This window comes from Streptomyces sp. NBC_01264 (genome assembly GCF_026340675.1).
In the GTDB taxonomy this organism is placed as follows: Bacteria; Actinomycetota; Actinomycetes; order Streptomycetales; family Streptomycetaceae; genus Streptomyces.
Genome location: NZ_JAPEOX010000004.1, coordinates 277,501 through 293,921 on the forward strand (window position 1 = coordinate 277,501; position 16,421 = coordinate 293,921).

Annotated in this window: 21 protein-coding genes; all 21 read right to left on the reverse strand. The window is 71.7% G+C overall.

Features of this window, described 5'->3' with window-relative positions; genetic code table 11:
• Nucleotides 1-98: 98 nt before the first annotated feature.
• The 21 genes from OG435_RS46725 to OG435_RS46825 all read right to left on the reverse strand — a co-directional run bounded on the left by OG435_RS46725 (nt 99) and on the right by OG435_RS46825 (nt 16,338).
• Complete coding sequence (locus tag OG435_RS46725) at nt 99-866, reverse strand: toxin glutamine deamidase domain-containing protein (RefSeq protein ID WP_266887675.1); 768 nt, start codon at nt 864-866, stop codon at nt 99-101.
• A 284-nt stretch (nt 867-1,150) separates the two neighbouring features.
• On the reverse strand, nt 1,151-1,801 hold the full coding sequence (locus tag OG435_RS46730; RefSeq protein WP_266887677.1) for a hypothetical protein: 651 nt from the start codon (nt 1,799-1,801) through the stop codon (nt 1,151-1,153).
• A gap of 285 nt (nt 1,802-2,086) precedes the next feature.
• Nucleotides 2,087-2,314, reverse strand: a complete 228-nt coding sequence (locus OG435_RS46735) for a hypothetical protein (protein WP_266887679.1) — start codon at nt 2,312-2,314, stop codon at nt 2,087-2,089.
• 199 nt (nt 2,315-2,513) lie between these two features.
• A complete protein-coding gene (locus OG435_RS46740; protein ID WP_266887681.1) occupies nt 2,514-3,695 on the reverse strand; it encodes a S8 family serine peptidase in 1,182 nt (393 codons plus the stop codon).
• A gap of 162 nt (nt 3,696-3,857) precedes the next feature.
• Entirely contained in the window at nt 3,858-4,709 is an 852-nt protein-coding gene (locus OG435_RS46745) for a hypothetical protein (RefSeq protein ID WP_266887683.1), read from the reverse strand.
• 39 nt (nt 4,710-4,748) lie between these two features.
• Complete coding sequence (locus OG435_RS46750; RefSeq protein ID WP_266887685.1) at nt 4,749-5,078, reverse strand: hypothetical protein; 330 nt, start codon at nt 5,076-5,078, stop codon at nt 4,749-4,751.
• Between the two features lie 74 nt (nt 5,079-5,152).
• Complete coding sequence (locus OG435_RS46755) at nt 5,153-5,545, reverse strand: hypothetical protein (RefSeq protein ID WP_266887687.1); 393 nt, start codon at nt 5,543-5,545, stop codon at nt 5,153-5,155.
• Between the two features lie 287 nt (nt 5,546-5,832).
• Nucleotides 5,833-6,312 carry a hypothetical protein gene (locus OG435_RS46760; RefSeq protein WP_266887690.1) on the reverse strand — a complete coding sequence of 160 codons (480 nt, stop codon included), beginning with the start codon at nt 6,310-6,312 and terminating at the stop codon, nt 5,833-5,835.
• Nucleotides 6,313-6,468: 156 nt separating this feature from the next.
• The gene (locus OG435_RS46765) at nt 6,469-7,173 is read right to left on the reverse strand and encodes a hypothetical protein (RefSeq protein ID WP_266887692.1); all 705 of its coding nucleotides are present in this window, start codon (nt 7,171-7,173) and stop codon (nt 6,469-6,471) included.
• 116 nt (nt 7,174-7,289) lie between these two features.
• The gene (locus OG435_RS46770; protein WP_266887694.1) at nt 7,290-7,793 is read right to left on the reverse strand and encodes a hypothetical protein; all 504 of its coding nucleotides are present in this window, start codon (nt 7,791-7,793) and stop codon (nt 7,290-7,292) included.
• A 2,849-nt stretch (nt 7,794-10,642) separates the two neighbouring features.
• Nucleotides 10,643-10,969, reverse strand: coding sequence for a hypothetical protein (locus OG435_RS46775; protein ID WP_266887696.1), 327 nt, complete (start codon nt 10,967-10,969; stop codon nt 10,643-10,645).
• A 79-nt stretch (nt 10,970-11,048) separates the two neighbouring features.
• Nucleotides 11,049-11,279: a hypothetical protein gene (locus tag OG435_RS46780; protein ID WP_266887698.1), complete on the reverse strand. Its 231-nt coding sequence runs from the start codon at nt 11,277-11,279 to the stop codon at nt 11,049-11,051.
• A gap of 160 nt (nt 11,280-11,439) precedes the next feature.
• A complete protein-coding gene (locus tag OG435_RS46785; protein WP_266887699.1) occupies nt 11,440-11,916 on the reverse strand; it encodes a hypothetical protein in 477 nt (158 codons plus the stop codon).
• Nucleotides 11,917-12,028: 112 nt separating this feature from the next.
• The gene (locus OG435_RS46790; RefSeq protein ID WP_266887702.1) at nt 12,029-12,475 is read right to left on the reverse strand and encodes a hypothetical protein; all 447 of its coding nucleotides are present in this window, start codon (nt 12,473-12,475) and stop codon (nt 12,029-12,031) included.
• Between the two features lie 73 nt (nt 12,476-12,548).
• Nucleotides 12,549-12,974 (reverse strand): hypothetical protein, encoded by a 426-nt coding sequence (locus OG435_RS46795; protein WP_266887705.1) that lies wholly within the window; start codon nt 12,972-12,974, stop codon nt 12,549-12,551.
• A gap of 202 nt (nt 12,975-13,176) precedes the next feature.
• The gene (locus OG435_RS46800; RefSeq protein WP_266887707.1) at nt 13,177-13,752 is read right to left on the reverse strand and encodes a hypothetical protein; all 576 of its coding nucleotides are present in this window, start codon (nt 13,750-13,752) and stop codon (nt 13,177-13,179) included.
• A 114-nt stretch (nt 13,753-13,866) separates the two neighbouring features.
• The gene (locus OG435_RS46805; RefSeq protein WP_266887709.1) at nt 13,867-14,091 is read right to left on the reverse strand and encodes a hypothetical protein; all 225 of its coding nucleotides are present in this window, start codon (nt 14,089-14,091) and stop codon (nt 13,867-13,869) included.
• A gap of 124 nt (nt 14,092-14,215) precedes the next feature.
• Nucleotides 14,216-14,410: a hypothetical protein gene (locus OG435_RS46810; protein WP_266887711.1), complete on the reverse strand. Its 195-nt coding sequence runs from the start codon at nt 14,408-14,410 to the stop codon at nt 14,216-14,218.
• A 158-nt stretch (nt 14,411-14,568) separates the two neighbouring features.
• Nucleotides 14,569-15,138 carry an LPD29 domain-containing protein gene (locus tag OG435_RS46815; RefSeq protein WP_266887713.1) on the reverse strand — a complete coding sequence of 190 codons (570 nt, stop codon included), beginning with the start codon at nt 15,136-15,138 and terminating at the stop codon, nt 14,569-14,571.
• Nucleotides 15,139-15,280: 142 nt separating this feature from the next.
• Nucleotides 15,281-15,664, reverse strand: coding sequence for a hypothetical protein (locus tag OG435_RS46820; RefSeq protein WP_266887714.1), 384 nt, complete (start codon nt 15,662-15,664; stop codon nt 15,281-15,283).
• A gap of 32 nt (nt 15,665-15,696) precedes the next feature.
• Nucleotides 15,697-16,338, reverse strand: a complete 642-nt coding sequence (locus OG435_RS46825) for a hypothetical protein (RefSeq protein ID WP_266887715.1) — start codon at nt 16,336-16,338, stop codon at nt 15,697-15,699.
• Between the last annotated feature and the right edge of the window lie 83 nt (nt 16,339-16,421).

The following is a 16,421-nucleotide window of genomic DNA, read 5'->3' on the forward strand; positions in this document are numbered from 1 at the left end:
GGTGCATCCAATCCTCGACAGTCTTCAAGTCACTAAATTACCCGAAGCGGGGGTCGTTGTCAAGCCGCGGCCCGGCGCCGAGCGCGCCGCACCGCCGGTCAGTCCACGATGAAGCGAGAGAGGGCCTTCCTCGACGGCGTGGGCTTGTCGTCGAGACGTATGAACCCGGACGACTCGGCCAGGGAGAAGTAGTGCGAGGCGTCGGTCACCGGCGGGTTCGGCTGAGCGTCGATGAACCGGACCTTGCCGCCGACGTTCTCCACGCTGAACGCGTGGCCGCCGCCGTTCTTCCACCGCACGCGGACCAGGCCCCGGGAGCCAGGCTCGGCGAAGGCGCGCTCGACTTCGGACCGCCCGACGTCGCGCGCATTGGTGTCGCAGAAGGTGAACTTCTCGACCCCGCCCCACGGCTCGCTGTACTCCAGGACGCTCCGGCCGCCGGTCGTGTCCGGCGCCGCCTCGACGTCCAGGCCGCGCCGGCGCAGCTCGTAGGTCTGCGCCACGTGGGTGCAGTTGTGGGAGTACGCCCGGACATGAGGCTGGTACTTCGGGTTGGCGGCGTGCAGGGCCTGGTCGACTCCCTTGCTGTCGCGCCGTTCTTCCTTGGCTCTCGCCGCCGCGCTCTGGGTGCGGGACCGGGCGAGCCGGGCGGCGTGGTTCATGGCGTTCTTGGCGTCGAGGGCGGCGCGTTCCGCACCTTCGTGGTCCCCTTCTTCCGCTGCGGCGCGGGCCCGGTCGGCACTCGACTGGGCGCGCTGGTGCGCCCTCCAGGCGGCGCCGCCGTGATCGACCTCGCCGTCGTCGAGGGCCTGGCGGTAGTTCTTGGCCGCCGCGGACGTGTTGGTGGCGTACTTGGCCCGCCGCATGGCCAGGCTGCTTCCCCTGCATCGCCGTCCGCCCTGGGCGACTGATCTGCACACGTCCTGCTCCCCTGCTCCGGGCCAGTGCTCTGGCCGTTCACGAGCAGGCTGGAGGAGTGGGCCTGTGGACAGAGGCCGGCGCCGGGCCACCGCCCCGCGCCGGGGCGGTCAGCGCCCGGCCCGCTGCTCCACCAGGAGGTGGACGAGGGCCTTGGCGAGCAGACTGGGGTCGCCGGCGCCGAGGCCCGACGGGATCGGCCACACCCCGCCCGCTCCCCGCTCGGGCCGGTCTACCGGCTGGCGCCAACTGGCTGCGCCGGTATGCGGTAGCGGGCTTTTGCCGCACGGCAGTCGGGGCACCGACAGGCGTGCACCCGGTAGGAGTGCTCACTGCCGTGGCTGATGCCCGGGTCACGCCCGACGGTCAGGGCCTCGTCGAGAGCGCGGCCGAAGTCCTCCAGGATCCGCGCCCATACCCACAACCTCTGATGTGAGACGCCGATACGGCGCAGGGCGGCGTCCAGAGCGCTTCCGGCGGCCACGTCGGCAAGGAGCTGCTGCCGGACGGGGGGCGGAAACGCGGCCTCGGCCTTGCGGCGTTTGGCGGCGGTGGTGTCGGCGGCGTGGTGCTCCGCGCAGGAGCACCCGTCGCCGGCGCGGCAACCCCGGCCGTAGGTGGTCGTGGGCTTCGCCCCGGGGTGGTACTGCACGGGACGAGGCGCGCGAGCGGCGGCCTGAAGTTCGCCGCCGGTCCACTCCCGTCGGTAGAAGGAGTCGTGTCTGCCCACCGGCACGGTGGTGCCCTGACCGAGATGGCCCCCGGCAGCCCACCTGGCGGCGGTCGTCCGGCTGACGCCGCACAGGCCGGCAACGTCGTCGACGGTGTAGACGCGGGCGGGCTGGATGGAGCCGACGACGTCGGTCAGGGGGTGGCGGCGCACTTCGCTTCCTCCGAGTACGGGGATGGGTCAGCCTCGGGCTGGTCTTCCACCCCCGCGACGGCAGGGAGTAGGGCGCTGGATGTGCGGCGCGGGTCATCCCCGCGCACGCGGGGAGCAGCAAGCCGAGTTGTGCGAGAGGACTTCGGCTGCGGGGTCATCCCCGCGTGTGCGGGGAGCAGGTGCGCGAGCGAGCGTACCAGCGAGGGCCGCACCCTCGCAGGGGTTCGTGGAGCGGCGGCGAGCCTCGGAGTACGGCCTCCCCTCCGCCCTGGACTTTGAGGCCGCTCACGTGCGGCGCCCTACCTCCGGAACTGCGGCGCGACGGGCGGCCAGGTGGCGCTCCATGTCACGCTCCAGCCAGAAGAGCCCCGCCGACGTCCCAAGCAACAGCAGGCCGACGAACAGCAAGTAGGCGACGTACCGGTCCGCCCCGCCGCCCGCGGCGGCCGTCGCAAGCGTCAAACAGAGCAGGCCGGCCAGGCCGGTCAGGTACTTGGCGTCTCTCGCACCCATCTCCTGGATCCCCTTTCCCGAGGTGACAAGGCAGCGATCAGGGTATCGGCCCGGCGCCAGGCCCAGTCCGCTCAACCGTGCGAGGCCGCCCAGCACCTGCGGCCATGGCCACGGCCGCGCCCCCGGGGGCCACCCCAAAGCAGCCGCCGGGGCTCGCTCGCGCGGCCGGCGGCGGTCCTCAGGGGCCTGGGGAGAAGGATCAGCCGCGGCGGCGCTTGATGATCAGCGTGCCGGCGAGGCCGAGGCCCGCGGCTACGACGGCGCCGAGCGCCAGCCACTGCCAAGGCGGGCCCGCTTCCTCAGACGCAACTCTCGCCGGGGCCACAGCGGTCTGCCCGGTGCTGGGGGTCGGGGCCGGGGTGGGCGGCTTCGTGGGGACCGGGGCCAAGGGGTCCACGTCAGGGGCCCCCGGGGTGCCCGCCCTCTCGAGCAGAACCATGCGCGGGCGGACCGCCCCGTAGCCGATCCAGTCGTTGCGCTTGGCCCCGTCGATGGGGCCGCCGGCGGTTTCGATGAGGACGCGGGTGACCTGATGTGCGGTCCAGTCGGGGTGAGCCGACCAGACGAGAGCGGCGGAGGCGGAGGCCAGGGCAGTGGCGTACGACGTGCCTCCGTCAGCGACGCACCAGCCGCTGTTCTCCTTGCAGCGGATCCGGGCCTTGCTGCCGTATGCGGACAGGTCCGTGGTGTGCCCGTGGGAAGAGAGGTCCAGCGGCATGGCCTTCTCGTCGATGGCTCCTATGCCGAGGACTCCCGGAACCTGGGTGATCAAGTTGATCGCGTTGTTGCCCTCCCCCTCATTTCCCATGGCAGCGATGACGAGTACCCCCTTGCTCTGGGCGTACTGAACAGCCGCCTTAAGCCTTGGGTAGGAGTAGTAGTCGCCCCAGCTCAGGTTGATGATCCTGGCCCCGTTGTCGGCCGCGTACCGGATTCCCTTGGCACCCTCGGCTCCTGCGGCAAACGCCATGGGCGTGCCGAGGCTGGTGCGTACGGGCATGATCTTGGCGCCGGGGGCCAGACCCTTGGGGCCTCCTCCTGAGCCGTCGCCGACGATAGCGGCGGTCATGGTGGTCCCGTGCCCGTCGACATCGTCGTGGGGCGAGTACTTCTTGTCCGGCTGCTCGATGGGCGGGGACATGACCGACACGCCTGGAAGGACGGACTCGCTGCGCACGCCCGGCACTTCCTTGAAGCCGCTGTCGACGACGGCAACGGTGATGCCGCTGCCGTCTGCGACCTTCCACATCTCCTGGGCCTTCATGATCGTGAGGTAGTCCGGCGGGTCGCTGGCGGCTGCCGCCGGCATCACCGTGCCGACGCCGACCGCCCACGCCGCGACGACGACGCCCACCGCCCTCCACCACGAACCCCGCCGCATGGCCGGGCTGCTTCCCCTGCATCGCCGTCCGCCCTGGGCGATCGATCTGTACACGTTCTGCTCCCCTGCTCCGAGCCAGTGTTCTGGCCGTTCACGAGCAGGTTGGGGGAGTGGGCCTGTGGACAGAGGCCGGCGCCGGGACACGGCCCCGGGGCGGGGCGGTCAGCGCCCGGCCCGCTGCTCCACCAGGAGGTGGACGAGGGTTTCGGCGAGCTGGCCAGGGTCGCCGTCGCCGAGCGCCGCAAGGGCCTGGCGGGCGTGTGCGCGTGCCGACTCGCGAGGGCCGACCGCGCCCCCGCCCTGTCCTGCCAGGCCGGCGTAGTACCGGGCGTTGCGCAGCTCCCGCGCCGCCAGGTCGATGTGACGGAGCACGTCCTCGCCCAGGATCTCCCGCGCCGGGACCGGCCCCAGAGGGAGCGGCCGCGGGCTGTGGCCCGTGATCAGGTGCTGCTCCCGGCGGAAGACAGCCTCCTGCCGGGTGGCGACGCACCCGACCTCGCCGTGCTCGTCGCAGACCACGAGGAAGTCGACGTACGGGTCGGTGCCGAGCTCGGTGACGCGGACCAGGGCGCTCTCGGTCACCTCGGCGACCTGGAACGTGTCCCCGACGTGCGGCCGGTAGATGCGCAGGCAGTGGGAGCACGCCCGGTCGAGATGGATGGAGGCGTCCTCGCCCTCGACGCAGAGATGGAGATGCCCGCCGGCGTCCACCAGGAGGCGTCCCCGGCCGCGGTTGTCGGAGTCGAACGACACGGTGGCGCTCATCGTGGGCGCGCAGCGCCGGGCGATGTCCTCGACTACGCCGAGGACGGAGAACCAGATGCCGGCGTCCACCCAGGTGGCGTCGGCGAACACGAAGCCGGTCAGAGCAGGGTCCGTGCCGTCCCCGGCATACGTGGGCATGCCGAGCCCGCTGTTGAGGAGCCGGCCGTACTCGGTTTCGATGCCGCTCAGGGCAACGGGCGGGTCGAAGGTGACGGTGCCGTGGAGGTGCAGTTCGTCGTCGCCGGACATGGGGGCCATCTCCTCGGGGGTGGGCCGGTGGGGTGGGGCTCAGGTCAGGGGGCAGCGCATCAGCAGCCGCAGCGAGCCGGGCGAGATCTCGTTGTCGCGGACGACGGACCCGTCCGGGGCGGTCCAGTAGGCCTCCCGGCCGCCGCCGTCCGCGTGGCGGGCGGTGCGCAGGAGAGTGCGGCGGCCGTCGAACGCGACGTCGCCCTGGCGGAAGAGGTCACGGGTCAGCTCGACGGTCAGATCGTCCTCGGACTCGTAGGAGACGAGCGTGCGCGGGGAGAGTTCGAGCTCGCCCGGTTCGTGGCGCCGGACCTCGGCGTCGATGGTGATGCGCACGAAGTCGCCAGGGGAGAGAAGGGGAATGGGCACGTGTGCTCCTTGGTCGTTTCGGGGTGCGCCGCGCTGCGGCCGCCGGGGATCGGTCTCCCCGACGGCCCGCTGCCTCAGCGGGCGGGGGTGAGAGCGGGCTGGGGGGTTGCCGTGTCCCCCGGAGCAGCGGGGATCTCCGCGCCGACGATGACCATGACGAGCTCGTCGGGGTTCCAGACGAAGGACTCGCCGTCCATGGCGAGCGTCTCGCCGGAGGCGTCCAGGACCGGCGTGGCCTTGAACGCCACGAAGGAGTGGACGCCCCAGAAGTGGCCGCGCCGGGCGGGGGTCGGCTGCTCGCAGTCGCCCATGTACCAGTCGCCTTCCCGGACATCCCGGGCGGGAACGACGCGCAACTTGACCGGATCGATTCCGGCGGGCGGCTGCTGGTAGGGGTAGCCGGCGGAGTCGGCGGGCGGGCGGGCGGTCACGGTGACCGGGTGGAGAACAGCGCTGATCACGGCCATGGGGCGGCTCCCGACTTGAGTGCGCGAATCGCAGTGGTGAGGCCGGGCGCTTGCTCCGTCCGACCCATTCACTAAATTACCCGCACTGGGGATTGATGTCAAGTTTTACGCGTCGTATTCCTCGGTGGGCTACGCCGTGCGACGGGGATCTGCAGCCGTCCGTGACGGAAACCGTGACTACGTGCTTGGCTTTCCGCCGCCTTCGGCCGGTTCGAAGCCGTTGGCGCCGGCGTGGTTCTCCACGCCGGCGCTCCACCACATGCACGGACGTGTGGTCATGGCGGCTGTCAGGCGTAGCGGTAGCGGGCTGCGGTGGTGCGGCTGGAATACAGGACTGCCGCATCGGGGTGATCCTCCATGACGTGCTCGAAGGCGTCCCTGCGGGCTTCGTCGAGAGTGCGGGTGCAGCCGTGCCGCCGACAACTGAACTGCATCCGGACCCGCCCGTCGGGATCACCCTTCAGCGAAAGGACGCGGCACCCCCAGCCGAAGGGGTGGCGCTTGTTGAAGGGGTGCCGGTAGGCGTCCGCGACCGGGCCCGGGACACCCGGCTGGATGAGCAGCGCGTGCACGGAGTACTCGGGCGCTCCGAGCCCGTAAGGCGTCACCTCCAGCCAGGACAGGTTCAGGGCGGGCCACTCTTCGGCGGACAGCAGCACATCGCAGTGGATGGGCTGAACGCGGGGGAAGCCCGGCCAGTCGGCGGGCGCGCCCTGAGGGCGAGGCAGAGGCGCAGTCATGGGCAGCTTGGGCAGATTGAGCGGCATGGGCAGGGGGATCTTTCCGGAGAAGGGGTGGGTCATTGCGCACCCGGGACGAGACGTGGAGGAGAAGGGTCAGGCGCGAGGGTCAAAGCGCAGGGGATGTGCTGGGCGGCGTGCTCGCCGGTGACGCGGGCGGCGTACGCGGAGTCCTCGGCGGGATCACACGGCGCCCGGGCTCGGTCGACTGAACCACTCGGCCACCGCCTGGGCTCCCCGGTCGACCTCCTTCTGGTCCGGTACGCCGCAGAAGAGGAAGACCTGAGCCGTCTCGTGGAAGTCCACGCCGCCATCGGGTACCCAGGCCACGGCGCGGAAGCCGCCCGGCCACCCGGTGGAGTCCGTCAGCAGCTGGAGCGAGATGTGCTCACCGAGCAGGGCCCGATCCTGCGGGACACCGGCCGGGTGGGCGAACACGACGCCCTCCTCATGGTCGTACCAGGCGTTAGCCCCCGCCGCCTGGATGGCGTCGACCAGACGCTGGGCGTTGCCCGGCACAGGGATGTGAACGTGCCCGGCCCGCGTCCTGGCGGCGTGCTCGACTACGGCAAGGACGCAGGCCTCCGCGTCCTTCTCGATGCTGAGCCCCGGCTTGCCGGCGTAGATCACGTCGACGTACTCCCGCCCGCCTTCGTACAGGGCTGCGCTCCAGGGCTCGTCGTGCTCGGTCACCGGCCGGTCGGCGCGCTCGCCGGATGCGATCAGGAAGTGCGCGTGCAGGAAAACATCGTCGGCCGGCGTCTCGGGGTCGAGGGGGACGGCGAAGAAGGTGGTCCCGCCGTCGCCGTGGAGACGAGCGGGATAGCCGTGCAGACGCAGTGCGGCGGACATGACGTCGGCCTCGGTTCGCGGCGGAGCGGAGTACATGGGCGGAATCCTTCGGTCAAGGGAGAGCGGGCGGCCGTACGGGTGGGCGTCGAGAGCTCTGGGGGTGCGGCCCGGTGGGCCTCTGGGCCACGGTCACCGCGGCGGTTGAGGCGGTGTCACCGCCCGAGGAGGGGCTTCGGGGTGAACGCGTCCACGTGGACGGCCCCGTCAGGGGCGGCTTCGCCGGTGGCCGTCTGCGCGGCGACAGGCTGGGCGCGCCCGGCCACGATGTGCCACACCTGGACGGTGTCGGGCCCGTCGACGTGCTTGGTCCGCGCCGTGACGAACACGGGGTCGGGCGAGCCGTGGGAGGCGAGGATGAGCGTCGCCAGATGCATGACTTCGCCGGACATGGTCGTGCCGTCCGTCGTCATGACGCCGAACAGGTCCTTGTCGTCCGCCTCGACGAAGGCGGCCACGATATGCGTGCCCGTCCCGAGCCCGGCGGCGATCCCGCGCAGGTAGCCCTCGGCGAGGCGCCTGTTGGTGTCGAGGAATACGTTGAGCGAGAGGCCCCGGGCCGATGCTTCGCGTCGCAGGAGCGCGCGGCACCAGACGTTGAGATGGCGCAAGCGCTGCTCGGCGTCCTCGGCGCTGAAGGACGGATGGGCGCCGGTCACACGGCCTCCTCGGGCGATGGGTAAGCGGTTCAGGGGTGCGAGAAGCAGGGTGTTCTCACACCCGCTCGCCTTCTCCTAATTTACTCGCACCCCTCCGCGCAGTCAAGTTTTACGCGCCAAAATGGAGGGGGTTTCGTGGCCTGCCGAAGACCCTCGTGCTCGCCGGCCTCGGCCGTCCGCTCTGACCCGGCAGACCGCCGGGACGCCGGTGACGGACGACGCCCTACGCCCGAGCCGGCAGGATGCCGCACCGCTCGAGCCAACAGAAACCCGCAGGGCGGACTTCCCCATCCCGGAGCGCACCGCCGTTCATGACGCGGCGCGGGCTCCAGGGAGGATGGCCTCCGCCGTGGAGGCTGAGCACGCGTCGCCGCCTCAGCGCGGGATTGGCGGCTGTGCTCGTCGGTGAGGGCCGACGACCCCGTGGTCACCGAACCACCTTCCGCCTGCCTCTGGCCCACGCTCTGTCGGACGGTATCGAGCACCCGGTCACGGCGCGCGCCGAGCCTCGAACGAGAGGGGCGTTCTTTTCGAGCGCCCGGGAGCCGGTCCTTCTGTGCGCTCCGTACCGAACGCGAAGGGCCGAGCGGGATGACCACCCGCGGTCGCGCCCTGCTGCCGGACGGGCATGGGGGACGACGAAGGCAGTTTGCTGCAGCTCCGAGGCGATCGGCCGTGCAGCGATTCGACCGCTAGTACGGGCTGCTGGCTCTGGTCGGTGACGCTGCTGCACCGGACCAGCCGTGCAGCGCGCTGCACGGCTGCCAGCTCACGCTGCTGCTGCGACGTCACCGAGGACGGGGCTCGGAGGGTGTAGCACCCGGGAAGCGCTGCCCGGGCGACTGCGTGCAGCAGCGCCCCTGACGGTCGCCCGGACTTCACGCTCGCCCTCCGGGATGGGGTCCTGACCAGCGGCTTTTCTGTGCAGCGCTGCAATGCAGCGCCTGCTGCACGCACCCCGACGGCCGGCTGCTGCTCACTGCTGCTCCTTCGCGCCGTGCGCAGCGCTGCACCCGCTCCCTTGCAGCGGCGGGATGCAGCGGCGACGCCGCCGAAGCGTCCGGGACGTCGAGGTGGCTGTGCAGCGACAGAGCCGGCCGCTTCATCAGGTGGTGCAGCGTCACCGTGCAGCACTTCGCGGCTGCAGGCCGGACGGCGCCCCTGCAGCCGATCACCGGGCGCTGGGGCGTGCGCGGTCACCGCCACTGACCAGCTGGACCAGGTGGCCGCCGCGGTAGTGGGCTCCCCGGCCGGCAAGGGTCGCCGGGGCGCCGGGCCCGCAGGGTGATGTCCCGCTTACCGTCCCGATGCCGCCGAGGTGAGTGATCGTCGGGGCGGAGGGCGCCTGGCGGAGCTCACCGGTGCGAGGGGACGGCGGAGTCATGACGCTCGTGGACACCATGGGGTGCTCGTGCCTCGCGCCGCGAATCCGTCGGTGGCTCGGCAGGCAGGGCAGACGGGGGAGGGCCTGGATCCCGCCCGAGACGTAGGCGACGAGTGAACGCGGTGGTGGCCTTCGGGGTGCCGAGCCGACTTCAATCGGGCGAATCCTCTAATTGACCCATGCGGGGTGTGTAAGAGCTGGCTCCCGTAATCCGACGGGTGGGGGACGCGACACAGGCGCCGCATTAGTCAGCAGTGCTTCGGTCGCTCGAGGTTCGGGCCTGGCCAAGGGCCGTGCTCTCGATGGGGCGGCGCGTCGAGCTGTCACCGTGCGGTGCGGTGGGCGCTCCCCGGCCGATGGCAGGGGGCGAACCACACGGCGGTTCGACGGGCATCCACGGGACGGAGGAGGGCGCGGGTGCGTACGTTCTGGCGCGGGCGCGGGTCTGTCGCTGAGGGGGGAAGGCCGGCGCCACCCCACGCGCGTCCGGCGCCGTCGATAGACGGGACGGCTGCGGAGGATCGCGATTTCAGTCGGCCGGTCGGTCCTCCGAGAGGACTTGGGCCACGGCCGGCGCTCCACGACGGCCGCCCCGGTGGCCCTGGCGCGCCCGGGGACGCCGTCACCTGGGGGTTCGTCACGGCGAGGACCTGGGGGTGTCACGCACCAGTGTCACGGGGACTGTCACGCGGGGTGTCACGCTCCAGAGCGTGACACCCATGACCTGCGGAAACACCCCTCCGAAGGCTGTTTCGGGGGCCATCGGCCGCAAGCGTGACACTCGGCTCAGACCCGCGGGTGAAGCGTCGCGGACGCCGTCGCGCGCCGGCGGGTGAAGCCCGGGTGGAGATCGGGGAGCCGCAGTGATTCGGGCTGCCGGAACTCGCAGGAGTCGTGGAGTCACGGGCGGCGGCGATCGGGCCCGCCCTCGCGCCGCTGCCCAACTGGCTCTGCCAGGTCCCGGTGAGCTCGGCGGACTGGCGGCGCAGGGGATGCCTGGCCCTGGCCCGCTCGTTGGTGGACGACCGGAGCGCGTCGCCCAATGACTGCCGGCTGATGACCGCGCCGAAGAGCTGGAGGCGCGTCGCGCCCGGGCCGCCCCGCTTGCCGTGGTGGACGAACAGCGAGGGCCATCCTCGGCGCGCGGCGGGTTCCTCTCCAGGAGTTCGTGCACGGCGGAGCGGACGTCGGTGGCGGTGAGTGGGACGGCACGGTGTGATCCCCGGCGGGTTGTTCGCAGCGGTCCGCGAGAGAGGGGATCGGGTAACCACTAATTGACCCGTACAGGGTGCAGGTCCCAAGCGGGATCGCGGCGGAGCATCGCAGCCGGATGTGACCAGGGGCCGGCGGGCGTGGTCCGGCGCCGCTGCCCGGGAGGAGGTGTTCGGCCGGGCAGCGAGCCAGATCCGCATCCGCGGGGGCCTCGGAGCACGGTGCCCTCCGGAAGGAGGCCGCCGGAGGCGGGCTACTCCGGCTGCATTCTGCCGTGCACCTCGGCCAGGGAGTCCAGGGTCTGGCGGGCGCGGTGTGCAGCGTCGTGGACGACACCGTCGAAGATCTCCCGGAGCGCCTCCGGGTTGTAGCTCTCGGCGTTGCTGCTGGCCTCGCCCAGGTTGACGCCGCAGGCGGTGGCTGTGCCCGCGATGCGCACGTCTCCGAGAGCGCCCTGACTCTCCTCGGGGGTGAGGGGGCGGACGTGCATCTCGACGCGGAGCTCCCCGACCAGGAGTACGGCCCGTCCTGCGAAGTCGAGGCGTACGACGGGATCGGCTGCGGGGTAGATCTGCTTCATGTCGGCCTCCTGCTGGGGCTGGCGTAGCGGGAGGTGGCTGCGGCGGACCGGAGTCGGCCGTTCGCTGCGCGCTGGGGCGCTACTCGGCGGGAGCGATCTCAAGGCGCACGACGTACACGCGGTCCTCGGGGTCGTGCGCGCGGAACCGGTCGTGCAGGCAGTCCTTCGCCGGGGCGAGGTCGTCGAAGACGTTGTGGCACTCGTCCCCGTCGGCGGCCAGATGGGCCAGGGCCAGGTCCTGGGCGAGCTCAGCATTCTTGGCGATGACGTAGATGGCGCCGCCGATGCGGTCGGTCCTGGTGATCGGCACGGTGGCCTGCTCTCCGTGATGGCGAGAGGGGGATGGTGACGACGCGTGCGGTCACCACCCTTTGGTGTCCACTAATTTACTCGCTATCCCTCTGGAGGTCAAGTTTTACGCGCCGACGTGGAGAGGTGGGGGAGCAGAGGAAGGCGCGCGGTCGGCACGCTCAGACGCACGTCTCCTCCGCGAGAACGGCGGCGTGGTGAGCGGCTGAGAACTCGCTCGGGGGAACGCGCCAGTCGGCGGCCTCGGCGAGGCGCACGGCCGCCGCGCGGGCTTCGGTGACGCGCGGGTACCCACGCCGCAGCACCCGCGTACGGCTCCCTGAGAGGTGGACGCTGAACCTCGTCGCGGGGTCCGCCTCCGGCCAGGCGCATCCCTCGATGACCAGACCCGGGTGCAGTGGCACCGCGAGGGCGATCGCCAGATCCTTCTCGACCAGCACCACGCGCAGGCACTCGATCATGTACCTCTGGCGCGGGGTGGGGTCTTCCGCGTTCTCCAGGCGGCCGAGGTAGCGGCGGAGCTGTCGGCGGCTGCGGGGCAGCCGGGCGCGGTCCTCGACCGCGGCCCGCTCTTCGGGTGTCATCTCGTGGTTCAACGTGAAATGCCCTTCGTGGTGGTGGAGGCGCGCGGCGTTCATCTCGGGAGCACGGTGTCCCTGGGCGGGGAGGGAGGAGCCGGAGCGGGCCGGGGGTGCCGGCCCGCTCCGGCGGGGGGTGTCGGGGGCGGGGCGCATGGCCCCGTCCGGGGTGTCAGTCGCGGTCGGCGGGGCTGGTGGCCATGTGGTGGGTGACGCGGTGCAGGACGAACAGTGCGACGACCGCCCCAAGGGCGCTGTACCCGCCGACGGTGGGCGGCGGGACTGCGGCGTAGCTGCGGTCGATCGCGACGGCGGCCAAGAAGGCCAGGGCTGCAAGGAAGTGCAGGAAGTCGACGGCCACCGCGAGGAACGCCCACACCGGCCGGACGGCCAGCGGCCGCGTGCTGGTAGGCGCTGCCGGAGTGAGGGCCTGCGGGAGGAGGACGATGCCCAGCTGGATCAGACCGAGGAACGAGAGGAGCAGCCACATCGTCAGCCCGCCGAACACGACGGCGGCGATCAAGGCGGGTGCGAGCAGAAGCAGAACGACGCCGTGCAGAAAGGCGCAGCTGCGGTGGGGGCAGGCGTGGGTGGGGCTGGGGGTGATGGTGCTGCTCATGTCGAGGTACTCCCGGTCGGTTCGAGAAGGGGGTGGGCCCGGTGGCCGGGCTGAAGCCCGGCCCGGCGAGCGGTCAGCGGCGCGAGCGACGCCGGGACCGGCGCGAGCGGCGGTGCGTGAGGTGGTGCACGGCGCACAGGGCGAGGAACCCGGCGACGACCGCGAGGCCGTGGGGCGAAGAGAGGATGGAGGCTCCGCTGCCGCCGATCAGAGCGCCGATCAGCAGACCCGCCGCGACGAGCAGGACCAGAACGTCGGCCGTGAGGGCGGCGACTGCACGCCCCGGGCGGACACCAGGCTTGGCGGAGCGGCGGGCGCTGAATGCTCCGGCCACCATCAGCAGGCCGAGGGCGGCGAGCGCGGCCAGCGCCAGCAGCATTACGGCGGTCGCTCCGCCGAACAGCGCGGGCAGCAGGCCCGCCACGATCACCGTGCGGCCGAGCAGGGTGCACCAGCGGTGCGGGAAGGTCTGGGCGACGCTGTGGGTGGGGCAGCTCATCGGGATCCGACTCCTCGTGACGGGCGATTCGTAGTGGCCGTCAGGGCGCTTGCTCCGCCCGACATTCACTAATTTACCCGCACAGGGGGAGAGTGTCAAGTTTTACGCGCCAGCTGGTGTGCGGGTCGTCTGCCCGGCCGTGAACGGTGAGGGCCGGACCGCGCGTGTCGTGCGCGGTCCGGCTCCTGGGAGTCTGCGCCGGCTACGCGACGGCCAGCCGCCCGGCCGCCGCATCCGCGTGCTTGCGGCCGTTCCGGAGCGCGGTCGCGTGCCCCTTGTAGGCCTTGCGGAACAGCTCTGCTCCCGCGTCGGTCGTCACGGTCAGCAGGTACCGGGTGCCGTCGGTGGAGTAGGTGAGCTTTGCGGTTGCGGCGCCGGTGGCGTAGGTGAAGCCGAGCACCGGACCTCCGTCGGACTCGTCGGCCGTCCACCCCTCCGCCGCTGCGGCACCCTTGCGCACGGCGTGGAGCGGTGCGGCCATGAGGGAGACGGCCATGTCGCGGGGGGAGCGGCGGACGTAGGACAACAGGCCGTTGCGGTGGGTGAAGGTGTACCCGTCGACGTACGCCAGCGACCTCCAGTCGCCGAGCACGAAGCGGCACTTCCCGCACTGGCTGGCGCCCGGGCAGAGGCGCAGGTCGGGCGCGTAGCACCTTGGGCAGCGCGCCGGCGCGCCCTCCAGGGTGCCCGCAGCCGCCGCCGCGGCCTCCTGTCCGCGGGGGATCGCGGTCCGGAACTGGCTGACCGGTGCAGCGGCTTCGGCGGTGTTGAGCGGCATGGTCGACTCCTCGCGACGGGCGGTTCGTAGGCGCCGGGGGGCGCTTGCTCCGCCCGTTCCGACACGCACTAATTTACCCGCACCGAGGAGTCGAGTCAAGTTATGCGCGCCGAACTATCCGGGGAGGGGTGCCTCCTGGCGGCGGGCCTTGCGGCGGGCGCTGCGCCGGGCCAGTGCGCGTTCGGCCGGGCCGATCGCGACGACCGTGACGACGATGGACACCATCCGAGCCCACAGTGGGGGCTCGTCGCCGGTCGCGAGGAGCCAGGCTCCGGAGAAGAGGAGGCCCGCCGCGAAGTACAAGAGGACCTGGGCGACGCTGATCGTGCGGATGAACACGGGTGTTGATCTCCTGTCGGTGTAGGTGGTGGGGCGGGTGGTCGGGCGGGGCGCACCGAGGAGGCGGCGTCCGCCCGGGTCTCGCCCGGTGGCGGCCCGGAGTCGGGCCGCCACCGGGAGGGGGTCAGCAGGGGAAGTCGGCGTGGCACTGGTGGCAGCAGCGGCCGCAGCTCGCCTCGCAGTTGACCTGGACGCGCTCGCCGCAGCCCTCGCAGCAGACGTCCGCGTCATCCGGAGCGAAGAAGCCGCCGATGCCGGTCCCGTCCTCGCAGGCGCATGCGGTGGGGATGGTCTGGGTGGCGGTGGCGGTGAGCTGCATCTTCGTCTCCTCGGTGTGGTTCGCAGTGGCCGGTGGGGCGCTTGCTCCGCCCTTCCAACAGTCACTAATTTACCCGCACGGGGGAGTGATGTCAAGTTTTACGCGTCACTAGTAGGCGTGGATGCCGGGCGCGGATCTGCGCCCGGCGGAGGGGGCGGTCAGCGGCGGTTGAGGTGGATCGCGTCGACTACGGGCGTTCCCTGCTCGGTGAACCCGAAGCGGGTGACCGTGACGGGGCGCGCGCGACGTCGTGTGGGGTTGGTGTAGTCGGCGAGCAGCGGGGCGACGATGACGCCCACCTCCGCCTTGCCGGGGCCGCCCGACCAGCGCACGGTCAGGTCGTGGGACTTCACGCCGCGCCCACGGCGTACGGAGAACCGGACCCCGGGGAACGCGCGCCGCAGCTCCCGGCGGAGGTGGGTGGCCGTGACCTTCGGGGGAAGCCAGGTGTGGCGGTCGTAGATCTCGTTCGGGACCGGCATCGGAATGACGGCGGTGTACTCGATGTGGACCAGCGGGAGCGCGCCGCCGTCGAGTGCGTGCAGCTCGTAGTGGGAGGCGGGTGCGCCGTGCATCGTGGCGGACATGCACGCCAGGCACGTGCACGGCTGCACCCTCCACAGCCGCCTGCTGGCCGCGTCGCCCGTGTACCTGACCCAGGTTCCTGCGGGGAGGCGCAGGGCCAGGTAGCCGGCGGCGTGCGGGGAGGTGGCGCGGGCGGTGTCCATCAGGTCGCATCCTTCGTCGTCGTGGGCCGGTCGCGTGATCCGCTGCGGGGCGGCCCCTCGTTCCGTAATCACTAAATTACCCACGCGGGGCGCGACTGTCAAGTTATACGCGTCGCGGAGTGCCGCTCCTTCGCCGGGCCTGCTAGCCCTTCACGGTGTGCAGGCCAGGCCAGTTCCGGGTGCAGTCCGGGCAGAGGGTTCCGCAGTCGTCCAGGGGCTCGGCGTGCGCGTGCCAGCCCGCAGCGCGGGCGGACCGCCGGCCCTCGGTCCAGCCCCCGGGGAACGTGGCCTCGCGTCCGCAGTCGGGGCAGGTGACCATGTGCTGGCTCATCTCCCCGGCGCGCGCGTCGAGCTGCTCCAGGACCGTCCTCGCGTTCTCGACGTGCAGGTGCGCGTGTTCGTGCCGCAGTGACGACAGGCTCTGGCCGTCGTAGACCAGGGCGAGGACGTCAGCCAGGAGCATGCGGCCCGCCGCGTCGTCGTCGAAGAGGAGGCGGGTGAGCTGTTCGAGGGGCTGGGTGGTCATGCTGGGCCTTCCTTCTGGGGATGTTTCGTGGGTCAGATGGCGTCGGCGCTGAGATCGCGCAGGAACACCCGGGGGTAGACGCCGAGGTCGTCGAGGGTGTCGATGGCTGCCCAACCGGTGTGGTGACGAGCCGTGCCCCAGATCTGCCCGTGCCGCTTGTGGCCGCACCCGTCGGTCCACGTGAGGCGGGTAGGGGAGCCGGTGCAGAACCGCCAGGGGGCGGTGGGATCTCCGTCGAGCCAGTCGGCGGCGCTGGCGAAGTCCGTGAACTCCTCCTCGGTGAAGTCGTCGGTGCCGGGGCACGCGCACCTCACGTGCAGCGCCCAGCCGCTCGCGCGGTGTTCGATGCGGAGCGCCGCGTCGGGTTCGTTCCGGCAGTCCTCCACGGCCTTGAGCGCTCCGCGCACGGCGTCGTGACGGGTCAAGCCGAGGCGTCCGTACTGGCGGCGGTCTCCCTCGACGCCGCGCACGGCCCAGCCCCACCCGGAGGGGGTGACCGTGCCGGGCAGGTGCAGCACGGCGAAGGTGCGGGGGCTGGAATCGGCGGTGCCGGGGACGTCGAAGAACCAGCCGTCGACTCCGAAGGCGTCTCGGACCGTTACGCGGGTCCGTTCGCCGTCCTCGCTCCGGAGCGGGCGGTACTTCGCGAACGCGGGAAGCCGGGGGGTGCTCATGCCTTGCCTCTCAAGATCGAACTTCTCGGGTATGACCAGCCGGCGCTGGGCGGAGCGTGAGATCGGCGGGTGCACCGTCTCTG

Coding starts and splice junctions, on each gene's coding strand:
- OG435_RS46725 (WP_266887675.1), bottom strand. CDS start 866: ATGCGGCGGGCCAAGTACGCCACCAACACGTCCGCGGCGGCCAAGAAC.
- OG435_RS46735 (WP_266887679.1), bottom strand. CDS start 2,314: ATGGGTGCGAGAGACGCCAAGTACCTGACCGGCCTGGCCGGCCTGCTC.
- OG435_RS46740 (WP_266887681.1), bottom strand. CDS start 3,695: ATGCGGCGGGGTTCGTGGTGGAGGGCGGTGGGCGTCGTCGTCGCGGCG.
- OG435_RS46745 (WP_266887683.1), bottom strand. CDS start 4,709: ATGTCCGGCGACGACGAACTGCACCTCCACGGCACCGTCACCTTCGAC.
- OG435_RS46755 (WP_266887687.1), bottom strand. CDS start 5,545: ATGGCCGTGATCAGCGCTGTTCTCCACCCGGTCACCGTGACCGCCCGC.
- OG435_RS46760 (WP_266887690.1), bottom strand. CDS start 6,312: ATGCCGCTCAATCTGCCCAAGCTGCCCATGACTGCGCCTCTGCCTCGC.
- OG435_RS46765 (WP_266887692.1), bottom strand. CDS start 7,173: ATGTACTCCGCTCCGCCGCGAACCGAGGCCGACGTCATGTCCGCCGCA.
- OG435_RS46775 (WP_266887696.1), bottom strand. CDS start 10,969: ATGAAGCAGATCTACCCCGCAGCCGATCCCGTCGTACGCCTCGACTTC.
- OG435_RS46785 (WP_266887699.1), bottom strand. CDS start 11,916: ATGAACGCCGCGCGCCTCCACCACCACGAAGGGCATTTCACGTTGAAC.
- OG435_RS46790 (WP_266887702.1), bottom strand. CDS start 12,475: ATGAGCAGCACCATCACCCCCAGCCCCACCCACGCCTGCCCCCACCGC.
- OG435_RS46795 (WP_266887705.1), bottom strand. CDS start 12,974: ATGAGCTGCCCCACCCACAGCGTCGCCCAGACCTTCCCGCACCGCTGG.
- OG435_RS46800 (WP_266887707.1), bottom strand. CDS start 13,752: ATGCCGCTCAACACCGCCGAAGCCGCTGCACCGGTCAGCCAGTTCCGG.
- OG435_RS46810 (WP_266887711.1), bottom strand. CDS start 14,410: ATGCAGCTCACCGCCACCGCCACCCAGACCATCCCCACCGCATGCGCC.
- OG435_RS46815 (WP_266887713.1), bottom strand. CDS start 15,138: ATGGACACCGCCCGCGCCACCTCCCCGCACGCCGCCGGCTACCTGGCC.
- OG435_RS46820 (WP_266887714.1), bottom strand. CDS start 15,664: ATGACCACCCAGCCCCTCGAACAGCTCACCCGCCTCCTCTTCGACGAC.
- OG435_RS46825 (WP_266887715.1), bottom strand. CDS start 16,338: ATGAGCACCCCCCGGCTTCCCGCGTTCGCGAAGTACCGCCCGCTCCGG.